This is a genomic window from Streptomyces nidicola, from assembly GCF_050106155.1.
GTDB lineage: Bacteria > Actinomycetota > Actinomycetes > Streptomycetales > Streptomycetaceae > Streptomyces.
Genome location: NZ_JBNBPI010000001.1, coordinates 3,445,239 through 3,463,255 on the forward strand (window position 1 = coordinate 3,445,239; position 18,017 = coordinate 3,463,255).

At 70.7% G+C, this 18,017-nt stretch carries 18 protein-coding genes; 8 read left to right on the top strand and 10 right to left on the bottom strand.

The window, feature by feature from the left end; genetic code table 11:
• Nucleotides 1-138: 138 nt before the first annotated feature.
• Both ACOKM3_RS15560 and ACOKM3_RS15565 read right to left on the bottom strand, forming a co-directional pair.
• Complete coding sequence (locus ACOKM3_RS15560; protein ID WP_426900893.1) at nt 139-651, bottom strand: MarR family winged helix-turn-helix transcriptional regulator; 513 nt, start codon at nt 649-651, stop codon at nt 139-141.
• A 21-nt stretch (nt 652-672) separates the two neighbouring features.
• The gene (locus ACOKM3_RS15565) at nt 673-1,947 is read right to left on the bottom strand and encodes an MFS transporter (protein ID WP_426900895.1); all 1,275 of its coding nucleotides are present in this window, start codon (nt 1,945-1,947) and stop codon (nt 673-675) included.
• A 76-nt stretch (nt 1,948-2,023) separates the two neighbouring features.
• On the opposite strand from ACOKM3_RS15565, the gene ACOKM3_RS15570 reads away from it, so the two are divergent.
• Both ACOKM3_RS15570 and ACOKM3_RS15575 read left to right on the top strand, forming a co-directional pair.
• Nucleotides 2,024-3,016: a DUF5937 family protein gene (locus ACOKM3_RS15570; RefSeq protein ID WP_426900897.1), complete on the top strand. Its 993-nt coding sequence runs from the start codon at nt 2,024-2,026 to the stop codon at nt 3,014-3,016.
• 109 nt (nt 3,017-3,125) lie between these two features.
• Entirely contained in the window at nt 3,126-4,205 is a 1,080-nt protein-coding gene (locus ACOKM3_RS15575; RefSeq protein WP_426900899.1) for a glycoside hydrolase family 6 protein, read from the top strand.
• A gap of 73 nt (nt 4,206-4,278) precedes the next feature.
• On the opposite strand, the gene glxA is transcribed toward ACOKM3_RS15575, so the two are convergent.
• The 4 genes from glxA to ACOKM3_RS15595 form a co-directional block, all read right to left on the bottom strand.
• A complete protein-coding gene (gene glxA, locus ACOKM3_RS15580; protein WP_426900901.1) occupies nt 4,279-6,234 on the bottom strand; it encodes a radical copper oxidase GlxA in 1,956 nt (651 codons plus the stop codon).
• A 3-nt stretch (nt 6,235-6,237) separates the two neighbouring features.
• The gene (locus ACOKM3_RS15585; RefSeq protein ID WP_426900903.1) at nt 6,238-8,007 is read right to left on the bottom strand and encodes a glycosyltransferase family 2 protein; all 1,770 of its coding nucleotides are present in this window, start codon (nt 8,005-8,007) and stop codon (nt 6,238-6,240) included.
• 212 nt (nt 8,008-8,219) lie between these two features.
• The gene (locus tag ACOKM3_RS15590; protein WP_426900905.1) at nt 8,220-8,513 is read right to left on the bottom strand and encodes an MTH1187 family thiamine-binding protein; all 294 of its coding nucleotides are present in this window, start codon (nt 8,511-8,513) and stop codon (nt 8,220-8,222) included.
• Nucleotides 8,510-8,854, bottom strand: a complete 345-nt coding sequence (locus tag ACOKM3_RS15595; RefSeq protein WP_404083748.1) for a DUF3817 domain-containing protein — start codon at nt 8,852-8,854, stop codon at nt 8,510-8,512. Before ACOKM3_RS15595 ends, ACOKM3_RS15590 begins: the two co-directional genes overlap by 4 nt.
• Nucleotides 8,855-8,984: 130 nt before the next feature.
• On the opposite strand from ACOKM3_RS15595, the gene ACOKM3_RS15600 reads away from it, so the two are divergent.
• The 4 genes from ACOKM3_RS15600 (at nt 8,985) to ACOKM3_RS15615 (ending at nt 11,678) form a co-directional block, all read left to right on the top strand.
• Complete coding sequence (locus ACOKM3_RS15600) at nt 8,985-9,623, top strand: AIM24 family protein (protein ID WP_426900907.1); 639 nt, start codon at nt 8,985-8,987, stop codon at nt 9,621-9,623.
• A complete protein-coding gene (locus ACOKM3_RS15605) occupies nt 9,623-10,282 on the top strand; it encodes an AIM24 family protein (protein WP_426900909.1) in 660 nt (219 codons plus the stop codon). Before ACOKM3_RS15600 ends, ACOKM3_RS15605 begins: the two co-directional genes overlap by 1 nt.
• A gap of 38 nt (nt 10,283-10,320) precedes the next feature.
• On the top strand, nt 10,321-11,067 hold the full coding sequence (locus ACOKM3_RS15610) for an AIM24 family protein (protein ID WP_426906802.1): 747 nt from the start codon (nt 10,321-10,323) through the stop codon (nt 11,065-11,067).
• A 134-nt stretch (nt 11,068-11,201) separates the two neighbouring features.
• Complete coding sequence (locus tag ACOKM3_RS15615; protein WP_426900911.1) at nt 11,202-11,678, top strand: MarR family winged helix-turn-helix transcriptional regulator; 477 nt, start codon at nt 11,202-11,204, stop codon at nt 11,676-11,678.
• Between the two features lie 5 nt (nt 11,679-11,683).
• Here the strand turns inward: ACOKM3_RS15615 and ACOKM3_RS15620 are convergent, their stop codons facing one another.
• Together ACOKM3_RS15620 and ACOKM3_RS15625 are read right to left on the bottom strand one after the other, a co-directional pair.
• Entirely contained in the window at nt 11,684-13,108 is a 1,425-nt protein-coding gene (locus ACOKM3_RS15620) for a sensor histidine kinase (protein WP_426900913.1), read from the bottom strand.
• Nucleotides 13,105-13,776, bottom strand: coding sequence for a response regulator transcription factor (locus tag ACOKM3_RS15625; RefSeq protein ID WP_426900915.1), 672 nt, complete (start codon nt 13,774-13,776; stop codon nt 13,105-13,107). The genes ACOKM3_RS15620 and ACOKM3_RS15625 overlap by 4 nt, the downstream gene beginning before the upstream one ends.
• Nucleotides 13,777-13,912: 136 nt before the next feature.
• Here ACOKM3_RS15625 and ACOKM3_RS15630 point away from each other — a divergent pair, with 136 nt between their 5' ends.
• On the top strand, nt 13,913-14,536 hold the full coding sequence (locus ACOKM3_RS15630) for a PepSY domain-containing protein (RefSeq protein ID WP_426900917.1): 624 nt from the start codon (nt 13,913-13,915) through the stop codon (nt 14,534-14,536).
• A 566-nt stretch (nt 14,537-15,102) separates the two neighbouring features.
• Here ACOKM3_RS15630 and meaB read toward each other — a convergent pair.
• Both meaB and ACOKM3_RS15640 read right to left on the bottom strand, forming a co-directional pair.
• Nucleotides 15,103-16,059: a methylmalonyl Co-A mutase-associated GTPase MeaB gene (meaB, locus tag ACOKM3_RS15635; RefSeq protein ID WP_426900919.1), complete on the bottom strand. Its 957-nt coding sequence runs from the start codon at nt 16,057-16,059 to the stop codon at nt 15,103-15,105.
• 60 nt (nt 16,060-16,119) lie between these two features.
• Nucleotides 16,120-17,322 (bottom strand): acetyl-CoA C-acetyltransferase, encoded by a 1,203-nt coding sequence (locus ACOKM3_RS15640; protein ID WP_426900921.1) that lies wholly within the window; start codon nt 17,320-17,322, stop codon nt 16,120-16,122.
• 137 nt (nt 17,323-17,459) lie between these two features.
• Here ACOKM3_RS15640 and mce point away from each other — a divergent pair, with 137 nt between their 5' ends.
• The gene (gene mce, locus ACOKM3_RS15645; protein WP_266714173.1) at nt 17,460-17,900 is read left to right on the top strand and encodes a methylmalonyl-CoA epimerase; all 441 of its coding nucleotides are present in this window, start codon (nt 17,460-17,462) and stop codon (nt 17,898-17,900) included.
• The last annotated feature ends 117 nt before the right edge of the window (nt 17,901-18,017 follow it).

Genomic DNA, 18,017 nt, shown 5'->3' on the forward strand with positions numbered 1-18,017 from the left:
ACGAGCGTAACCGCCCGAAAAACCCCCGCGTCGGCGGGGAGCACGCCATGCTCCGGTACCGGCTGAGCACCGATTTCGGATCACCCCCGCACCGGCGGGGAGCACCGCGCTGACCCGCGAAAACGCTAGCGCGTCAGCTCACTCGGCGTCGTCAAAATCACGTGCGGCCACCCGCAGAGGGCGCAGCATCGCGAAGATCTCGCCGCACTCCTCCGCGTCGTAGACGCCGAGGCCGAAGTCCATCGCCATGAGGTCGCGGGTCGCCGCGTCGACGACCTCGCGGCCCTTCTCCGTGATGGTGGCGAGCGTGCCGCGCCCGTCGTTGGGATTGGGACGCTTGTCGACGAGGCCGGACTTCACGAGCCGGTCGACCGTGTTCGTCACGGACGTGGGGTGCACCATGAGCCGCTCGCCGATCTTCGACATGGGCAGCTCGCCCGCCTTGGAGAAGGTGAGCAGGACCAGCGCCTCGTAGCGCGCGAAGGTGAGCCCGTACGGCTTGACGACCGCGTCGACCTCGGCGAGCAGGATCTGGTGCGCGCGCATGATCGAGGTGATCGCGCCCATGGACGGCACGGACCCCCACCGCTGCTTCCAGAGTTCGTCGGCGCGGGCGATCGGATCGAAGGCGAGAGAGAGGGGCTTCGGCACGTCCCCGACCTTACCGGGCGGTCACATGGCGGTCAGCCCCGTCTCGGCCTTTGGGCCCTCGGCCCGCGCGGAGGCCCGTACTTCCAGGGCGAGCGCAGCGCAGCACAGCCCGCCGAGAAGCCCCGCGCCCGCCACCACGGTGGACACGTCGAAGACCTCGGCGGCCGCCCCGGCGAGCGCGGTCCCCACGCCCTGGATGGTCATCAGGCCCGCGTTGTGCAGCGTCATGGCCCGGCCGCGCAGCTCCTCGGGCACCGCGTCCACGAACCAGCGGTCGAGCCCGAGCGTGTACGCGGACCCGGCCCCGGCGAGCAGCAGGAGCACCACCGCCCAGGCGAGGCCGGGCACCACCGCGTAGCCGATGAGGGGCAGCAGGGTCACCGAGGCGAGTGGCAGCGCGATACGGGAGCGGGCCGAGGGCGAGAGCAGTGAGCCGGCGGCGAGTTCGCTCGCGACGGTTCCGACGGCCATCGAGCACATCAGGAATCCGACGGCCGCGGCGCCCGCCCCGATCTCGTCCGCGTACGCCGCCGCGAGCGCCTCCGGCGCGATCACGAACATGGGCGGCACCCAGAGCAGGAGCAGCAGTGCGCGGATGCGGCGGTGGCCGAGGACCTGGCGGGCGCCGGCCAGCGAGTACCGCAGCAGGGCGCCCTCCTTGTCGCCTGCGCGCGTCCGCGCGGGGCGGGCCTTCGTGCCCAGGCGCAGCAGGGTGGCCGAGCACAGGAACGTGACGACGGTGACGGTGAGCGCGCCGCGCGGGGACACCACCGTGAGGAGTACGCCGCCGAGGCCGAAGCCGACGAGGACCGCGCTCTGCGACACGATGCGCAGCAGCGAGCGGCCGAGCACGAAAAGGTCGCCGTCCCCGAGCACATCGGTGAGCGTGGCCATGCGGGTCCCGTTGAACACCGGTGCCACGAGCGCGATGACGCAGCGCAGCGCGAGCAGCCCGCCGACCGGGGTGGCCGGCAGCGCCATCAGCGCCGCGCACCCGGCGCACACGAGGTCACAGGCGACGAGCACCCGCCGCGCCGGGAACCGGTCGGCGATCCCGGACAGCAGCGTCCCGCCGACGAGGTACGGCAGGAAGCCGAGCGTGAAGGTGAGCGCGCTGAGCAGCGGCGACCCGGTCAGCCCGTACACGAGCACGCTGAGCGAGATCTCCGCGACGACGACGCCGAAGAGGGAGGCGGCGTGCGCGAGGAACACGGCGCGGAACTCGGCGATACGGAAGAGCCGTGAGTACCCGGGGCGTTCGCGGCCGGGACTCTCGAGGGCCTGGTCGCTGGTCATGGCCGCACCCTGCCGCCCGCTCGGCGCCGGTCGTACTCTTTCGGCCTGCGCCGAATGTTGTGGGGAGGGGGCGGGAATGCCGTTGCATCTTCGGTTCGGGCAAGAGGATCTGCTGCGGTGCCGGTTCGCGATCTCGCCGCTCTGGGAGACGCAGGAGGCGATCCGTACGCTCAGGCGGCCGGACCGGCACGGCTATCACCTGTCGTGGCTGCGCCGGATCCGGGACGCCGCGCGGGAGCTCGACCTGGCCCCGGTCTGGCTGTTGATGCCGCAGCGGGGGCACACCCCGGACTTCCTCGGCCCGCCCCCGATCGGCCCCGCCGCCACCTTCGACGAGGAGATCGCCGCGTTGCGGGCGACGGGTCCCGACGAGGCGCTGCACGGCATCACCCAGTCGTTGGCGTGCACGCCGGGCGCCGCCGACACCCCGCTCGGCCGCTCCCTGCTCGCCGAACCGGGGCGCTCGGTAAGGGAGTTGGCGGATCTCGTGGAGCGGGCCTGGCACGTCCTGGTCGAGCCCGAGTGGCCGAGGCTGCGGGCGCTGCTCGAAGCGGATGTGGCACACCACTCGCGGCGCCTCGCCGAGGTCGGCCTCGAAGGGCTGCTCCGGGAGCTGCATCCACGGGTCGACTGGCAGCCCGGCACGCTCACCCTCACCGCCCGCGCGAGCGAGCACAGCCGGGACCTGGACGGCCGGGGTCTGGTGCTGCTGCCCAGCGTCTTCTGCTGGCCGGACGTGGTGAGCGGCTTCGATCCGCCCTGGCAGCCCACCGTCGCGTACCCGGCGCGGGGTGTGGGTGCGCTGTGGTCGGCGCCGGCCGCGCGGGCGCCCAACGCGCTGGCGAACCTGCTCGGCCGGGGCCGCGCCGACGTGCTGTGCGCGCTCGCCGAACCCGCCTCGACCAGCGCGCTCGCACACCGGCTCGGCCGCGCGCCGTCGTCCGTGTCGGCGCATCTGGCGGCGCTGCGCGCGGCGGGGCTGCTCTCGTCGCGGCGCCACGGGCACCAGGTGCTGTACGCGCAGACGCCCCTGGGCGGCGCGCTCGTGACGGGCGATCAGGGCGCCTGACGCGGCGCCTAATGCGCGGCGAAACGACAACCCTGTGTAACGATTGCCCGGTATTTTCGCTTTCGTACGCCTTTTTACGCCCTGTACGCGCTCCGAACCAGGGGGCAGGATGCCCGTCCCACCCGCCCACACGCCCGCCCGTACCCCCACCCGCACCTTCGCGCTCACCGGCGCCGCGATCCTGCTGTCCACCTTCGTCATCGGCTGCTCCGACAGCGGCGGCGGTGGCGGCGCGGGCAGCAGCGGGGGCGGCCGCGACTCCGCGGCGGAGGCCGCGCGGCGCACCGCCCCGTCCGGCTCCGCCACCGACTCCTCGCCGTTCTGGGTCGACCCGGACTCCGACGCCGCCGACCAGGTCGCGAAGTGGAGGCGGGAGGGGCGCGACTCCGACGCCGCCATGGTCGAGCGGATCGCCGCGCACCCGCAGGCGATGTGGGCGCCGGGCGACTATCCGCGCCCGCCGGTCTCCGATGCCGCCGCGCAGGCCAGGAAGGCGGGCAAGACGCTGGTGCTGGTCGCGTACAACATCCCGCACCGCGACTGCGGGCAGCACTCGGCGGGCGGGGCGCACAGCGCGGACTTCTACCACCAGTGGATCGACGCGTTCGCCTCCGGCATCGGGAAGGCGAAGGCCGTCGTCGTCCTCGAACCGGACGCGATCGGGCACATCGTCAGCGGCTGCACCCCGAAGCAGTACGAGGACGAGCGGTACGCGCTGATGTCGTCGGCGATCGACCGCCTCAAGCGGCAGCCGAACACGAAGGTGTACGTCGACGCCGGGAACCCGGCCTGGATCCCCGACGCGAGCAAGCTGGTGGAGCCGTTGCGGCGGGCCGGGATCGGGAAGGCGGACGGGTTCTCCCTGAACGTGTCCAACTTCCAGACGGACAGGGCCAGCGCGGCGTACGGCCGCCGGCTGTCCGGGCTGCTCGACGGCGCGCACTTCGTGGTCGACACGAGCCGCAACGGCGCGGGGCCCTACGGGGACGGCCAGGGCGACGCCTGGTGCAACCCGCCGGGCCGCGCGCTCGGCTCCGCCCCGACCACGCGGACGGGCAACGCGCTGAACGACGCGAACCTGTGGGTGAAGCGGCCCGGCGAGTCGGACGGCACGTGCCGTGGCGGCCCCGCCGCGGGGACCTGGTGGGCGGATTACGCGTTGGGGTTGGCCAGGAACGCCAAGCGCTGAGCCCCACCGGGGCCGGGGTCGCGGGGCTCCGCCCCGGACCCCGCGCCTCAAACGCCGGCGGGGCTGGAACTGCCTACTTCACCTGGATCCACTTCGCCTCGGACGAGACCCCGTCCGCGTCGGACACGAACACCATGTACCAGCCCGGAGGGACCAGCGTCCTGTCCTTGGGGACGTCCAACGTCACCGCACCCTTGGACTTCTTGACGTCGAGGGCGATCGAGCGCTGCTCCACGTCCGTCGTGTGGGTCACGGCGGACGGCCGCATGAGGCGGGCCTTGACGATGCCGTCCGCGTCCTTCGTGCGGAACGTGGCCCGCCCGCTCGCCGGAAGCGTCTCGGGACCCGCGCCGAGGACGGGCCGCTGGTCGCCGCCGCGGTGCAGGGCGGGCGGCGTGTAGATCTCCATGCGCTGCTCGAAGTGGCCGAGCTTGGTGTTCTGCTGGTTGTCGTAGAGCGGGTCGGAGCCGAAGCTGGCGACCCGGCCGTCGGGCAGCAGCAGCGCCTCGGAGTGGTAGTTGCGGCCGACCTTGGGTGCGGCGGCCTCCTGGAAGGCGTTCTGCTGGGGGTCGTAGAACTGCGCCTTGTGGATGTTGCTGGCGCTGCGGCCGCGGTAGTCCTTGGAGCCGTTCGTCGTGAAGACGGAGTCGTCCGGCATGATGACGGAGTTCAAGTAGCGGGTGCCTTGCGGGAGTTGGGGGCCCGTCTTGAAGGCGGGGTTCTGCTCCTTCAGGTCCACGACCGCCGTGCGCGACGTCGACTTCTTGGACTCGCCGACACCGCCGCCGCCGAGGATCATGTACCGCTGGTCCTGCGCGGGCGGCAGCAGCAGTGAGGACGAGGTCTCCGTCTGGTCCGTGTCGGTGAGGCCCGGGACCTTCTCGAACTTATTGGTCTTCAGGTCCCACAGACCGGGGACGCGCCCCTTGGTTGCGGGGCCGTAACCGGCGTTCGAGGCCGGGTAGAAGAGCTTGCCGCCCTTGGTGAGGAAGAGCGCCGGATAGGTCGGGAAGTAGCGCTTGGGGCCCATCGACCACTTCTTGGTCTTCGGGTCGTAGATCTCGTTGTCGCCGGGGTCGATCATGCCGACGTCGTCGAGCCCGGAGACCGCGAGCACCTTGCCGTCCTCCAGGCCGACCAGCGTGGGGTACCAGCGGGCCTTCTCCATCGGGTCGACCGGCACGTACCGCTCGGCGACGGGATCGAACTCGTACGCCTCCTTGATCCCCTGGAAGTCCTGCTTCTCCATGGTGATCTTCTCGGAGAGGCCGTAGGTGTTGTCGGCGTCCTTGCCGCGCAGGCCCTCGATCTCGTACTGGGCGTTGTCGTCGGTGACGTACTGCTTGCCCTTCTGGACGGCCTCGACGAAGACGCGGGCCTCGCTCGCCTTGATCTTCGTCTTCCACGGCTGCATGACGCCCGCGGCGTTGCGCTTCTTGTCGAAGGTGCGCTTCGCCCTGGGCACGGTGACGTCGAACTTCGAGACGTACTCGGTGCCGGAGGGCGAGCGGAACGTGGTCCCCTTCTTCAGGTGTACGGCCTTGTCGGGGCTCTCGTTCTTGACGCGCATGCCGCCGCCGGCCTTGTCGACCTCGCCGTCGAGCCGCTCGTAGCGGGCGGTGCCGCCGGCCACGAGGAGCCGTCCGCCGGGGAGTTGGGCGTGGCCGCCGCAGAAGAAGTCGGCGGGGGTGGGGATCTTCTTGAAGGTGTTCGCCTTCGGGTCCCACAGGACGGTGTCAAAGGTGCCCGCGTCGAACTTCTTCTGCTCGTTGCCGGAGCCCGCGACGATGAGGACCTTGCCGGTGTGCAGGAGCGCGGCGTGGATGGCGTTGGTGCGGTACTCCTCGGGGATGTCAACCTGCGACCAGGAGCCGTACTTGGCCTTGTAGCCGGGCTGGGCGATCTTCCAGTCCTCGTACCGCTCGGTGGCGAAGGTCCAGGCGGCCGGGGCGTTCAGGCCGACGAGGAGGGCGACGCCGCCCGCTCCGAGGACGGTCTTGCGCATCCGGCGTGAAGGTCTGTAGGCCATGGGTCAGTTCCCTGCTGTGGTCGACGTACTGGGGGTCGCCGGCTGCACGGCCCGGACCGGTTCGACCTCCGCCCGCTTGGCGGCCGCGGCTGCAGCGGCCTCGCGGCGCTGCGAGGCGAACCACACGACGGGCGGCGCGAGCGCGATGGCGAGGGCGAGGACCGCCCAGGTGCGCATGGCCACGTGGGTGTGGTCGAGGACGACGGACGCCACGAGCGACGTGGCGAGCACGCCCGCCCAGCACAGATGGATACGGAAGGTCAGCGGCTGGTCGGCGCTGGCGTCGCCGCCCTTGGGGGTGACGACGAAGCGGCTGGGGCGGCCGAGGAGGGCCGCGCCGAGCGACTTGAGGTAGATGGGCGCGGAGATCGCCGACATGCCCATGCCGGCGAGGCCGCCCGAGCCCTCGGGTTCGTGCGGCGAGACGTTGTGCCGCCGGTTCCAGAGGTAGAGGCCGATCTGGAGGGCGGCCGCGTCGCTGTAGAGCATGAGCCACACGGACGCGGACACCTGCGTGCCGGAGGCGCCCGTCCACAGGAACAGTACGCAACTCAGCACGCCGAGCAGCCAGTTGACGGCCGTCATCGGGTAGTAGACGAGCATCATCGTGTACGAGAAGAGGCGGCCGGGCGGCATCGAGGCCGGCGCCTTCCAGTACTGCCGGAACAGCGTCTCGTACGTGCCCCGCGACCAGCGGGTCTGCTGGGTGAAGAAGTCCGTCCAGGAGGCGGGGCCCTCGCCGACCGCGAGCACGTCGGGCGTGTAGACGGAGCGCCAGCGCTCGTGGGTGTCCGGGTTGCGGTGGCGGTGGATCTCGAAGCCGGTCGCCATGTCCTCGGTGATCGAGTCGACGAGCCCGCCGATCTGCTTCAGGGCGGAGATCCGTACGACGTTGTTGGTGCCGACGAACATGGGGGCGCGGTAGCGGTTCCCTGCGCGCTGGATCAGCGCGTGGAAGAGGAACTGCTGGGACTCGGCGGCCTTGGTGACCGGGGAGTCGTAATTGCCGTAGACCTGCGGGCCGACGACGAACGCGACGTCGGGGTCGCGGAAGTAGCCGAGCATCCGCTCCAGGAACTCGGGGTGCGGCACGTGGTCGGTGTCGACGGAGGCGAAGAAGTCGTAGTCCGAGCCGTGCGCGGCGAGCCAGGCGTTGTAATTGCCGTGCTTGGTACGGGTCTTGTGGGGGCCCTTCTTCTGGTTCCACTCCGGGATGCCCTTGCGGGTGAAGTGGTGGACGCCGAGCCGGTCGCAGAGCGTCCTGACGTCGGGGTCGTCGCCCTCGTCCAGGAGCCAGACGTCCAGCGGCCCTTCGTGCGTGATGCGCACGGCGCCCTCGAGGGTGGCCCGCACCATCGCGAGGGGTTCCTTGCCGGGGACGTACGTGGTGAGGAACGCGACGCGGGTGCCGGGCTCGGCGCGGACCGGGATCGGGTCCCTGGCGACCATCGTCGCGTGGGCGATGGAGATGACGTTGACGACCATGAACAGTTCGATGAGCCCGATCGCGACGAGCATCACGATGTCGAGCGAGACCAACCACCGCTCGCCGCCCTCGCGTTCCACCCAGTGGGTGGGCCACACCAGGTACACGAGGAGCACCCCGGTGAGCAGGGGCGCGAGCGTCATCAGCAGGACGGCTCGTATTCGGTGGGGCTCGTTCGCCAGAAGCGAGGTGTACTGCACCCGGTAATCGCCGTCGCCGGGCGGCTCGGTGAGCGGCCCGGCGAGCCTGCTGTAGGTGTCGTAGTCATAGCCCTCGTCAGGCCGCACAGCGCCCTCCAGGATCTGGTGTTCGACCGTCTCGGTACCCCAACAAAAGGGGACTTTCCCGGGCGTGTCGACCAGAGGAGCGCGTAAGAGTGAGGTACGAGGAGGGCTACGCCAGTCAGCCGCCGGAGAGTTGCCGCCGCACGGTTTCCCCGGCCACAAAAGCGACCGGCCCGGCACCCCGCAGGGGGCCGGGCCGGAATGGCGGCGCGCAGTTACTCGGAGAGGTGGCGCTCGACCGTGTCGACCTTCGAGGTCAGGCCGTCCGTCACGCCGGGGCGGATGTCCGCCTTCATGACGACCGAGACGCGCGGCGCACGCGCCTCGACCACCGCGACGGCGCGCTTGACCACCGCCATCACCTCGTCCCACTCACCTTCGATCGAGGTGAACATCGCGTCGGTGCGGTTCGGGAGGCCGGATTCGCGGACCACGCGGACCGCTTCGGCGACGTACTCCCCCACGTCCTCGCCGACCCCGAGCGGGGTCACGGAGAAGGCGACGATCATGCGTTGACCACGCCCTCCTGGCGGGCGCGGCCCGCGATCACCGCGGCCTCGCCCTCGCGCTTGAGCTTGCGCTCGGCGAAGAAGCCGCCGGTGGGCAGGACCGAGAGGACGAAGTAGAGCGCGGCCGTGCCGAAGCTCCACTTCGTACGGTTCCAGGCGTCGAGCCAGAAGATCACGTACAGGACGAAGAGGACGCCGTGGACCATGCCCATCACGGGCACCGCGTTGAAGTCCGTCGTCCGCTTCAGGACCGAGCAGATCAGCAGCAGCAGGAAGGAGACGGCCTCCGGGGCGGAGACCAGGCGGAGGCGTCGGAGGGCGGAGGCGGTCTTGAGGTCCACGGTGCACCTTCGGCTAAGCGGGGCGGACGGTCATTGATCTTGTGAATGTGCGCACAAGCGTTTTCCCATTGTGGCATCGCGCCGATGGGGCCCTGTCGGCGGGCTCTCCTCGGCGGCTACCGTCGACCTCGTGGCTACGTTCCGACTGCAGGGCAGCAAGGTGCTGGCCGTCGACATGAGCGGCGACAGCGTGAAGGCGAAGAACGGCTCGATGGTCGCCTACGACGGCCGGATGGCGTTCAAGAAGCTGAGCGGGGGTGGCGAGGGGATCCGCGGCATGGTGACCCGGCGCGTCACCGGCGAGCAGCTGACCGTGATGGAGGTCAAAGGGGAGGGCACCTGCTGGTTCGCGGACCGGGCGAGCGAGATCAACCTCGTCGGACTGCGCGGCGACAAGCTCTACGTCGAGTCGAGCAACCTGCTCTGCACGGACGCGGGACTGCGCACCGGCACCTCCTTCACCGGCGTCCGCGGCGCATCCCAGGGCAACGGCCTTTTCACGACGACCGTCGAGGGCCACGGGCAGGCGGCGATCATGAGCGAGGGCCCGGCCGTCGTCCTGCGTGTCGGCCACGACTACCCGCTGACCGTCGACCCCGGCGCGTACATCGCGCACCAGGGCAACCTGCGGCAGTCGTTCCAGTCGGGCGTGACCTTCCGCACGTTCCTGGGAGAGGGCGGCGGCGAGGCCTTCCAGATCCTCTTCGAGGGCGACGGGCTCGTCTACGTACAGCCCAGCGAGCGCAATACGATCGCGGGGGATGTGTGATGCCGGCACCGGGCTTCCGTGAGATCAACTCGAAGATGGTCGAGGCGACCGTCGTGCCGGGGCAGCGGCTCTACAGCCAGCGCGGCGCGATGCTCGCGTACCAGGGCGACGTCTCCTTCACGCCCAACGTCCAGGGCGGACAGGGCGGGGTGATGTCCATGCTCGGGCGGCGGGTGGCGAACGAGTCGACGCCGCTGATGACCGTCGAGGGCAGCGGCACCGTGCTGTTCGGGCACGGCGGCCACCACGTGCAGGTGATCACGCTGTCCGGCGACACCCTGTACGTGGAGGCGGACCGCCTGCTCGCCTTCGACGGGGCGCTGCGCCAGGGAACGATGTTCATGGGCGCGCAGGGCGGCGTGATGGGCATGGTGCGCGGCCAGGTGTCCGGGCAGGGCCTGTTCACGACGACGCTTGAGGGCCACGGCTCGGTGGCGGTGATGGCGCACGGCGGGGTCATCGAACTCCCGATCACCCCCGGCCGGCCGGTGCACGTCGACCCGCAGGCCTACGTGGCGCACCACGGCGACGTACGCAACAAGCTGTCCACGGCGCTCGGCTGGCGGGACATGGTGGGGCGCGGCAGCGGCGAGGCGTTCCAGTTGGAACTGAGCGGGAGCGGTGCGGTGTACGTACAGGCGTCGGAGGACAAACTGTGAACGCTCATCCGGCCGGGGGCCCGGCGATCTTCGACCCGATGACCCTGCCGGTCGACGACAACGTCAACGCGTACACCTTCTGCGTGGAACTGCGGGGCAGCCAGTGGTTCCTGCAGAAGGGGAAGATGATCGCCCACTACGGGCGGATCGACTTCAACGGCATCGGGCACGGCCGGCTCGACCGGCTCGTGCGCACCTCGTTCCACTCGCCGCTGCACGCGAGCGACTGGGTGGTCGCGGAGGGCAGCGGCAAGATGCTGCTCGCGGACCGGGCCTTCGACGTGAACTCGTACGACCTCGACAACGGGAACCTGACCATCCGCGCGGGAAATCTGCTCGCTTTTCAGCCAACTCTCGCGCTGAAGCAATCCATCGTTCCCGGCTTCCTCACACTCATTGGCACCGGCAAATTCGTAGCGGCATCAAACGGTCCGGTTGTGTTCATGGAGCCGCCGATCCGGGTCGATCCGCAGGCGCTCGTCGGCTGGGCCGACTGCCCCTCGCCCTGCCACCACTACGACCACGGATACCTGACCGGCGTGATCGGCGGTCTACGTGCGATGACGGGCGTCGGCGGGGTCTCGGGCGAGGAGCATCAGTTCGAGTTCGTGGGCGCGGGGACGGTGCTGCTGCAATCCAGCGAGTCGTTGATGCCGGAACGACCGGTGGGTGACGTACCTCACCAGGGAGGAGTTCCCGGTGGACCGGGCACGTCCACGGGTCAACCGGCGGCACCGCGTCTTCCCGGACAGCTCGGCGACCTCCAGCGTCGCTTCGGGCTGTGAGCGGTAGTCTGCGGAGTGTGACGTCGAACGCGTGACCCCATATCTTTCTGGTCCGTACCCTCCGGGTGCTCGGGGTGCGCAGTGTCACCCCCCACATTCGTTCGCCTTTCAACTTCTTAGGTAGAATCGATTCCATGGAGACCGAGACGGCCACGCCGTGGCTGACCGACGAGGAGCAGTGCGCCTGGCGCACCCACCTGGAGGTCAACAGACTGCTCAATTACCAGCTGGAGAAGGATCTCCAGCCCTTCGGCCTGACGATGAACGACTACGAGATCCTCGTGAACCTCTCCGAGGCCGAGGATCTCCGGATGCGGATGAGCGACCTCGCGGCCGCGACTTTGCAGTCCAAGAGCCGGCTCTCGCATCAGATCACCCGCATGGAGAACGCGGGCCTGGTCCGCCGTGAGAACTGCGAGTCGGACCGCCGGGGCCTCTACACCGTGCTCACCGACCACGGCATGGAGACCATGCGGAAGGTCGCCCCGCACCACGTGGCGTCCGTCCGCAGACACTTCGTGGACCTCATCTCCCCGCAGGAGCTGGGCGGCCTGCGCCAGGCCCTCTCCCCCATCGCGGAACACCTGCGTTCGCAACGCGGCAAACCGTAAATCCGTCAGTCGGAGGGCAGCGCGAGCTCGAAGAGCGCCCCGCCCTCCGGCGCGGATCGCACCGTGAGCGAGCCCCCGTGCCGCTCCGCCACGTCCCGGGCGATGGCGAGGCCGAGACCGGCCCCGCCGCCGTCCCGGGTGCGCGCGTCGTCGAGCCGTACGAACCGCTCGAAGATCCGCTCCCGCTCGTCCTCCGGCACGCCCTGCCCGTCGTCGGCGACCCTCAGCACCACCCGGCCGCCCTCCGCGCGCACCGCCACCCGGACCCCGGCGCGGGCGTGCCGCTGCGCGTTGTCCACGAGGTTGCCGAGCACCCGCGCCAACTGGCCGCGGGAGCCGCTGACCTGAGGCACGTCCTGCGCCTCCACGGTGACGGGGACGCGGTCACCCACGCGCTGGGACAACTCCTCGCGCACCAGGGCGGCCAGGTCGACCTCGGCGCCGCCGGGCTTCTCCCCCGCGTCGAGCCGGGCCAGCAGCAGCAGATCGGCGGCCAGTTCCTGGAGCCGCACCGTGTCCTCGACGGCGCCGTCCACATCGAGCAACTCCGGGTGGGCCGCGCCGACTTCGAGCTGGGTGCGCAGCGAGGCGATCGGGCTGCGCAGCTCGTGCGAGGCGTCGGCGACGAAGCGGCGCTGGCGCTCCACGGAGGACTCCAGCGCGGCGAGCGTCTCGTTCGTGGTGCCGGCGAGCCGGGCCACCTCGTCGTGGGTGTCCGGTTCCGGCACCCGCCTGCCCAGGTCCTGCGACGCCGTGATCGCGGCCATCTCGGCGCGGATGCCCTCCACGGGCCGCAGCGCGCGCCGGGTCACCAGGTACGTCACGCCGCCGACGATGACGAGCAGCACGGGGAAACCGATCAGCATGGCGGTCAACGCCGTGCTGACCGCGCCCTGTTCGGCCTCGAGGGAGGCGCCCGCGTGGACCGTCAGATCCCCGTACGCGGTGTCCTCGACCTCGACCGCGGCGAACCGGTAGTCGGCGCTGTCGCCGTCGATGGTGGCGCTGCCGTCGGCGTAGTCGGTGTCGTTGGAGACGCTGCCGTTCTGTTGGCTGCCGTTCTGTTGATCTCCCTCGTCGTCGCCGTCGTCGTCGGGGCGTGCCGCGACGGGCTTCACGGTGCTCACGCCGGTGCCGGAGATCTTCTCCAGGTCCTCGGACGTGCCCAGCACCCTGCCGTCGTCGTCGACGACCTGGACCGGGTCCTCGTCGTCCAGGTCGAGCGCGTCGGGCGCGGTGCCGGTGGCCAGGGAGGTGGCGACGCGGCGGGCGGTGGCGTCGGCGTCGCGGCCCGCCTGCTCGGTGAGGTTGCCGCGCAGCGAGAGCAGCACGGTGGCGCCGGCCGCGACCAGGGCCACCGCCACGACGAGGGTGGCGGCGAGGGCGGCGCGGGCCCGTACGGAGCTGAAGGGCCCCCTCAGCCTGCTCATCGGGGCACCTCGAGTCGGTACCCGGCGCCGCGCACCGTGCGGATGAGGGAGGCGCCGAGCTTGCGCCGCAGAGCGCTCACGTACACCTCGACGATGTTCGGGTCCCCCTCGTACGCGAAGTCCCATACGTGGTCGAGGATCTCGCTCTTGGACACGACCTCACCGGCGCGGGTCACGAGCTGCTCCAGGACCGCGAACTCCTTTGTGGTGAGCGCGACTTCGCCGTCCTCGGCGTGGGTGACGCGGCGCGCGGCGGTGTCGACGGCGTAGGCCCCGACGGTGTGCACCGGGCTCGCGCCACCGGCGCTCCCCCGGCGGCGCAGCAGCGCCTTCACGCGCGCGACCAGCACCACGTACGAGAACGGCTTGGTCAGGTAGTCGTCCGCGCCGGTGTCGAGTCCCTCGGCCTCGTCGTACTCGCCGTCCTTCGCGGTCAGCATCAGGATCGGCACGTCGTTGCCTGCGGCGCGCAGGGCGGCGCAGACCCGGTAGCCGTTCATGCCGGGCAGCATGATGTCGAGCACGACCAGGTCGTACGCCGCCTCGCTCGCCTGGTGCAGGCCCTCCAGGCCGTCGTGGACCACGTCGACGGCGTAGCCCTCGGCGGTGAGTCCCTTGGCGAGCGACAGGGCGAGCCGCTTTTCGTCCTCGACGATCAACAAGCGCATGGGGCAAGGGTGGCAGGTCGAACCTGAAGAACCCTTCAGGGTCCTTCAGCGGGGCTTCAGGGTCGTCCGGGCAGTGTGTTTCTCGAAGGACGGACAGGGCGGCCCGAAGCCGCCCACCAAGACACGGGAGAAGCTCATGAAGCGCCGTACCACTGTCATCTCCGCCATCGCCGCCGTGGCCCTGCTCGGCGGAGGCACGGCCACCGCGTTCGCGGTCACCGGCGACGACGGCTCGTCGAGCGCGGCCCAGTCGTCCGTGCGGGTCAAGGACGACGACGGCGTGAGCGACAACCAGGAGGAGATCAACGAGGTGAAGGGCGCGAAGGTCTCGGCCGAGGACGCCATCGCGGCCGCCCTGAAGCACACGCCCGGCACGGCCGTCGGCGCCGACCTCGACTCCGACGACGGCCGGCTCGTCTGGGACGTCGACGTGATCGGCTCCGGCAACAAGTGGCAGCACGTGGAGGTCGACCCGGGGACGGGCAAGGTGCTCGGCTCCCACACGGAGCGGGACGACGACGGGGACGACAGTGCCTCCCGGGTCGCGGCGACCCTGAAGGACGCGGCGACGTCGGCCGAGGACGCGGCGAAGGCCGCGGGCGCGAAGGGCACGGTCACGTCGGTCGACGCGGACGACGACGGATCGGTCAAGGTCTGGGAGGTCGAGACGACGTCGGCGAACGGGGCGGAGCACGACTGGCACGTGGACCTCCAGTCGGGTGCGGTGTCCGTGGACCACTCGTCGGACGACGACGACTGACGTCCATCCGGACGGTCACCCGGGCCGGGGCGCAGCCACAGGGCTCCGCCCCGGTACGCGTTGGTCACCCCGGGGCGGCGGGGCGGGGCTCGCCGATTCGGCCCCGCCCCGCCCGCGGCCGCCAACGGCTTCCCTTCCGCCCATCTCCCACGCACCCGCCCCCTCCGGGTGCGTCGGCCCGACGGGGCACCACACGCCTCCCACCCCGGAACCGGCGTTACGCCCTCGGGGCTCCGCCCCGGACCCCGCTGCTCAATCGCCGCAGGGGCTGAATTTTGCCCACCCGCCGCGGTCGGCCGCACGCGCCATGGGCAATCCGCCGCCAACCACAGCTCCCCACCCGCCGCGGTCGGCCGCACGCGCCTTGGGCAATCTGCCGCCTTGGGCGGCAGGGTGGGCAAGGCGGCACCCCGGTGCAGGCCGCACCAAACTCAGGCGCCGACACCGGTACAGGTAATTGCCCCGGCGTAGGCCGCAGCGGTGTCAGGCGCCGACCCCGTCGAGGTCCCCGGTGCAGGCCGCACCAAACTCAGGCGCCGACACCGGCACCGGCGTCCGCCCCGGACTCAGTGCCCGGTGAGGCCCGCCACCAGCTCGTCCGCTGCGCGGTACGGGTCCAGGTCGCCGGAGACGATGCGGGCGGCCAGGGCGCCGAGGCGGCGGTCTCCGGAGAGGTCGCCGATGCGTTCGCGCAGCGCCGTCACGGCGATCGTCTCGACCTCGCGCGCCGCCCGCGCCGCACGGCGCTCCGCGAGGACGCCCCGCTCCTCCATCCACGCCCGGTGCTTCTCCAGCGCCTCGACGACCTCCTCGACGCCCTCCCCGCGCGCGGCCACCGTCTTCACGATCGGCGGGCGCCAGTCGCCGGGCGCGCGGGACTCGCCGAGCCCCAGCATGTGATTCAGCTCGCGAGCCGTGGCATCCGCCCCGTCCCGGTCCGCCTTGTTGACCACGTAGACGTCACCGATCTCCAGGATTCCGGCCTTGGCCGCCTGGATGCCGTCCCCCATACCGGGGGCGAGCAGCACCACCGACGTGTCCGCCTGCGAGGCGATCTCCACCTCGGACTGACCGACGCCGACGGTCTCGACCAGAACCACGTCGCAGCCGGCCGCGTCCAGCACCCGGATCGCCTGCGGCGCCGCCCACGCGAGGCCGCCCAGATGACCCCGCGTAGCCATCGAGCGGATGTAGACCCCGGGGTCCGACGCGTGCTCCGACATCCGGACCCGGTCACCGAGCAGCGCGCCACCGCTGAACGGCGACGACGGGTCGACGGCGAGCACGCCGACCCGCTTCCCGGCCCGCCGGTACGCACTCACCAGCGCCGACGTCGACGTCGACTTGCCGACACCCGGCGAACCGGTGAGACCGACCACGTAGGCCCCACCCGTGAGCGGAGCCAACGCGGCCATGACCTCGCGCAGCTGCGGGGACGCCCCCTCCACCAGCGAGATCAGCCGGGCCACGGCACGCGGCCTGCCCTCCCTCGCCTGCGCGACCAACGTGGGGACGTCCTGCATCACAGCTCCGTTCACCAGATCCCGTACACCGACGAAGACGTAAGACGACTACGAAAGGCGTTACGCCTTGGGTACCCGCACCACGAGCGCGTCACCCTGACCGCCGCCACCGCACAGCGCCGCCGCTCCGACACCGCCGCCGCGCCGCTTCAGCTCCAGGGCGAGGTGCAGGACGATGCGCGCGCCGGACATCCCGATCGGGTGACCCAGCGCGATGGCCCCGCCGTTGACGTTCACCTTTTCCGAGGACACGCCGAGGTCCTTCATTGACTGCACGGCGACCGCCGCGAAGGCCTCGTTGATCTCGATGAGGTCGAGGTCCTCGACGCCGATGCCCTCCTTCTTCAGGGCGTGCTGGATGGCGTTCGAAGGCTGCGACTGCAGGGAGTTGTCCGGGCCGGCGACGTTGCCGTGCGCGCCGATCTCGGCGATCCAGTCCAGGCCCAACTCCAGCGCCTTCGCCTTGCTCATGACGACGACCGCGGCGGCGCCGTCCGAGATCTGCGAGGAGGTGCCGGCGGTGATCGTGCCGTCCTTGGCGAAGGCCGGACGCAGCTTGCCGAGGGACTCCGCGGTGGTCTCCGCGCGGATGCCCTCGTCCTTGCTGAAGACGACCGGCTCGCCCTTGCGCTGCGGGATCTCGACGGGCGTGATCTCGGCCTCGAAGATGCCGTTCTTCTGCGCCGCCGCGGCCCGCTGGTGCGACAGGGCGGCCACCTCGTCCTGCTCGGGACGGGCGATGCCGAGGCGGGTGTTGTGCTTCTCCGTCGAGGCGCCCATGGGGATGTTCTCGAAGGAGTCGGTGAGGCCGTCGTGCGCCATCGCGTCGAGCATCTCGACCGCGCCGTACTTGTAGCCCTCGCGGGACTTCGGCAGCAGGTGCGGCGCGTTCGTCATGGACTCCTGGCCACCGGCCACGACCACGTCGAACTCACCGGCGCGCACGAGCTGGTCGGCCAGCGCGATGGCGTCGAGCCCGGACAGACACACCTTGTTGATCGTGAGCGCCGGGACGTTCATCGGAATGCCCGCCTTGACCGCGGCCTGGCGCGCCGGGATCTGCCCCGCCCCGGCCTGCAGCACCTGGCCCATGATCACGTACTGCACCTGGTCGCCACCGATTCCCGCACGGTCGAGGGCGGCCTTGATCGCGAAGCCGCCGAGGTCGGCTCCGGAGAAGGACTTGAGCGAGCCGAGCAGACGGCCCATGGGCGTCCGCGCGCCCGCGACGATCACTGACGTGGTACCGGTCGTTCCTGACATGAGGCACGGCCCCTTGGAGGTGAGAAGTGAACGAGGGTTTACTCGAATGTACTGACCGGTATGGCGCACGTCATCGTCACCGGGGTGTGATCGCGCGCACGTTGCGTAACCACCTCGAACCGCGCTGCACTTACAGCATGCTGACGCGAATCGACCACATCGGGATCGCCTGCTTCGACCTCGACAAGACCGTCGAGTTCTACCGGGCCACGTACGGCTTCGAGGTGTACCACTCCGAGGTCAACGAGGAGCAGGGCGTACGCGAGGCCATGCTCAAGGTCAACGAGACGAGCGACGGGGGCGCCACCTACCTCCAGCTGCTCGAACCCACCCGCGAGGACTCCGCCGTCGGCAAGTGGCTGGCCAAGAACGGCGAGGGTGTGCACCACATCGCCTTCGGCACGGCCGACGTCGACACGGACGCGAACGACATCAAGAACAAGGGCGTACGCGTCCTCTACGAAGAGCCCCGACGCGGCTCCATGGACTCGCGCATCACGTTCCTGCACCCCAAGGACTGTCACGGCGTACTGACCGAACTCGTCACTGCCGCCCCCAAGGACTCGGTGGAGCACTGACCTCCACATAGCCGTGCCGGTAGGGTTGTGGGGCGGCTGCCGTCTCCAACGGCCGGTCGTGGGCCGGGGTCCGGGTATCGGGGGACGAGGGTCGGGGCAAGTCGGGCGTCACACGGC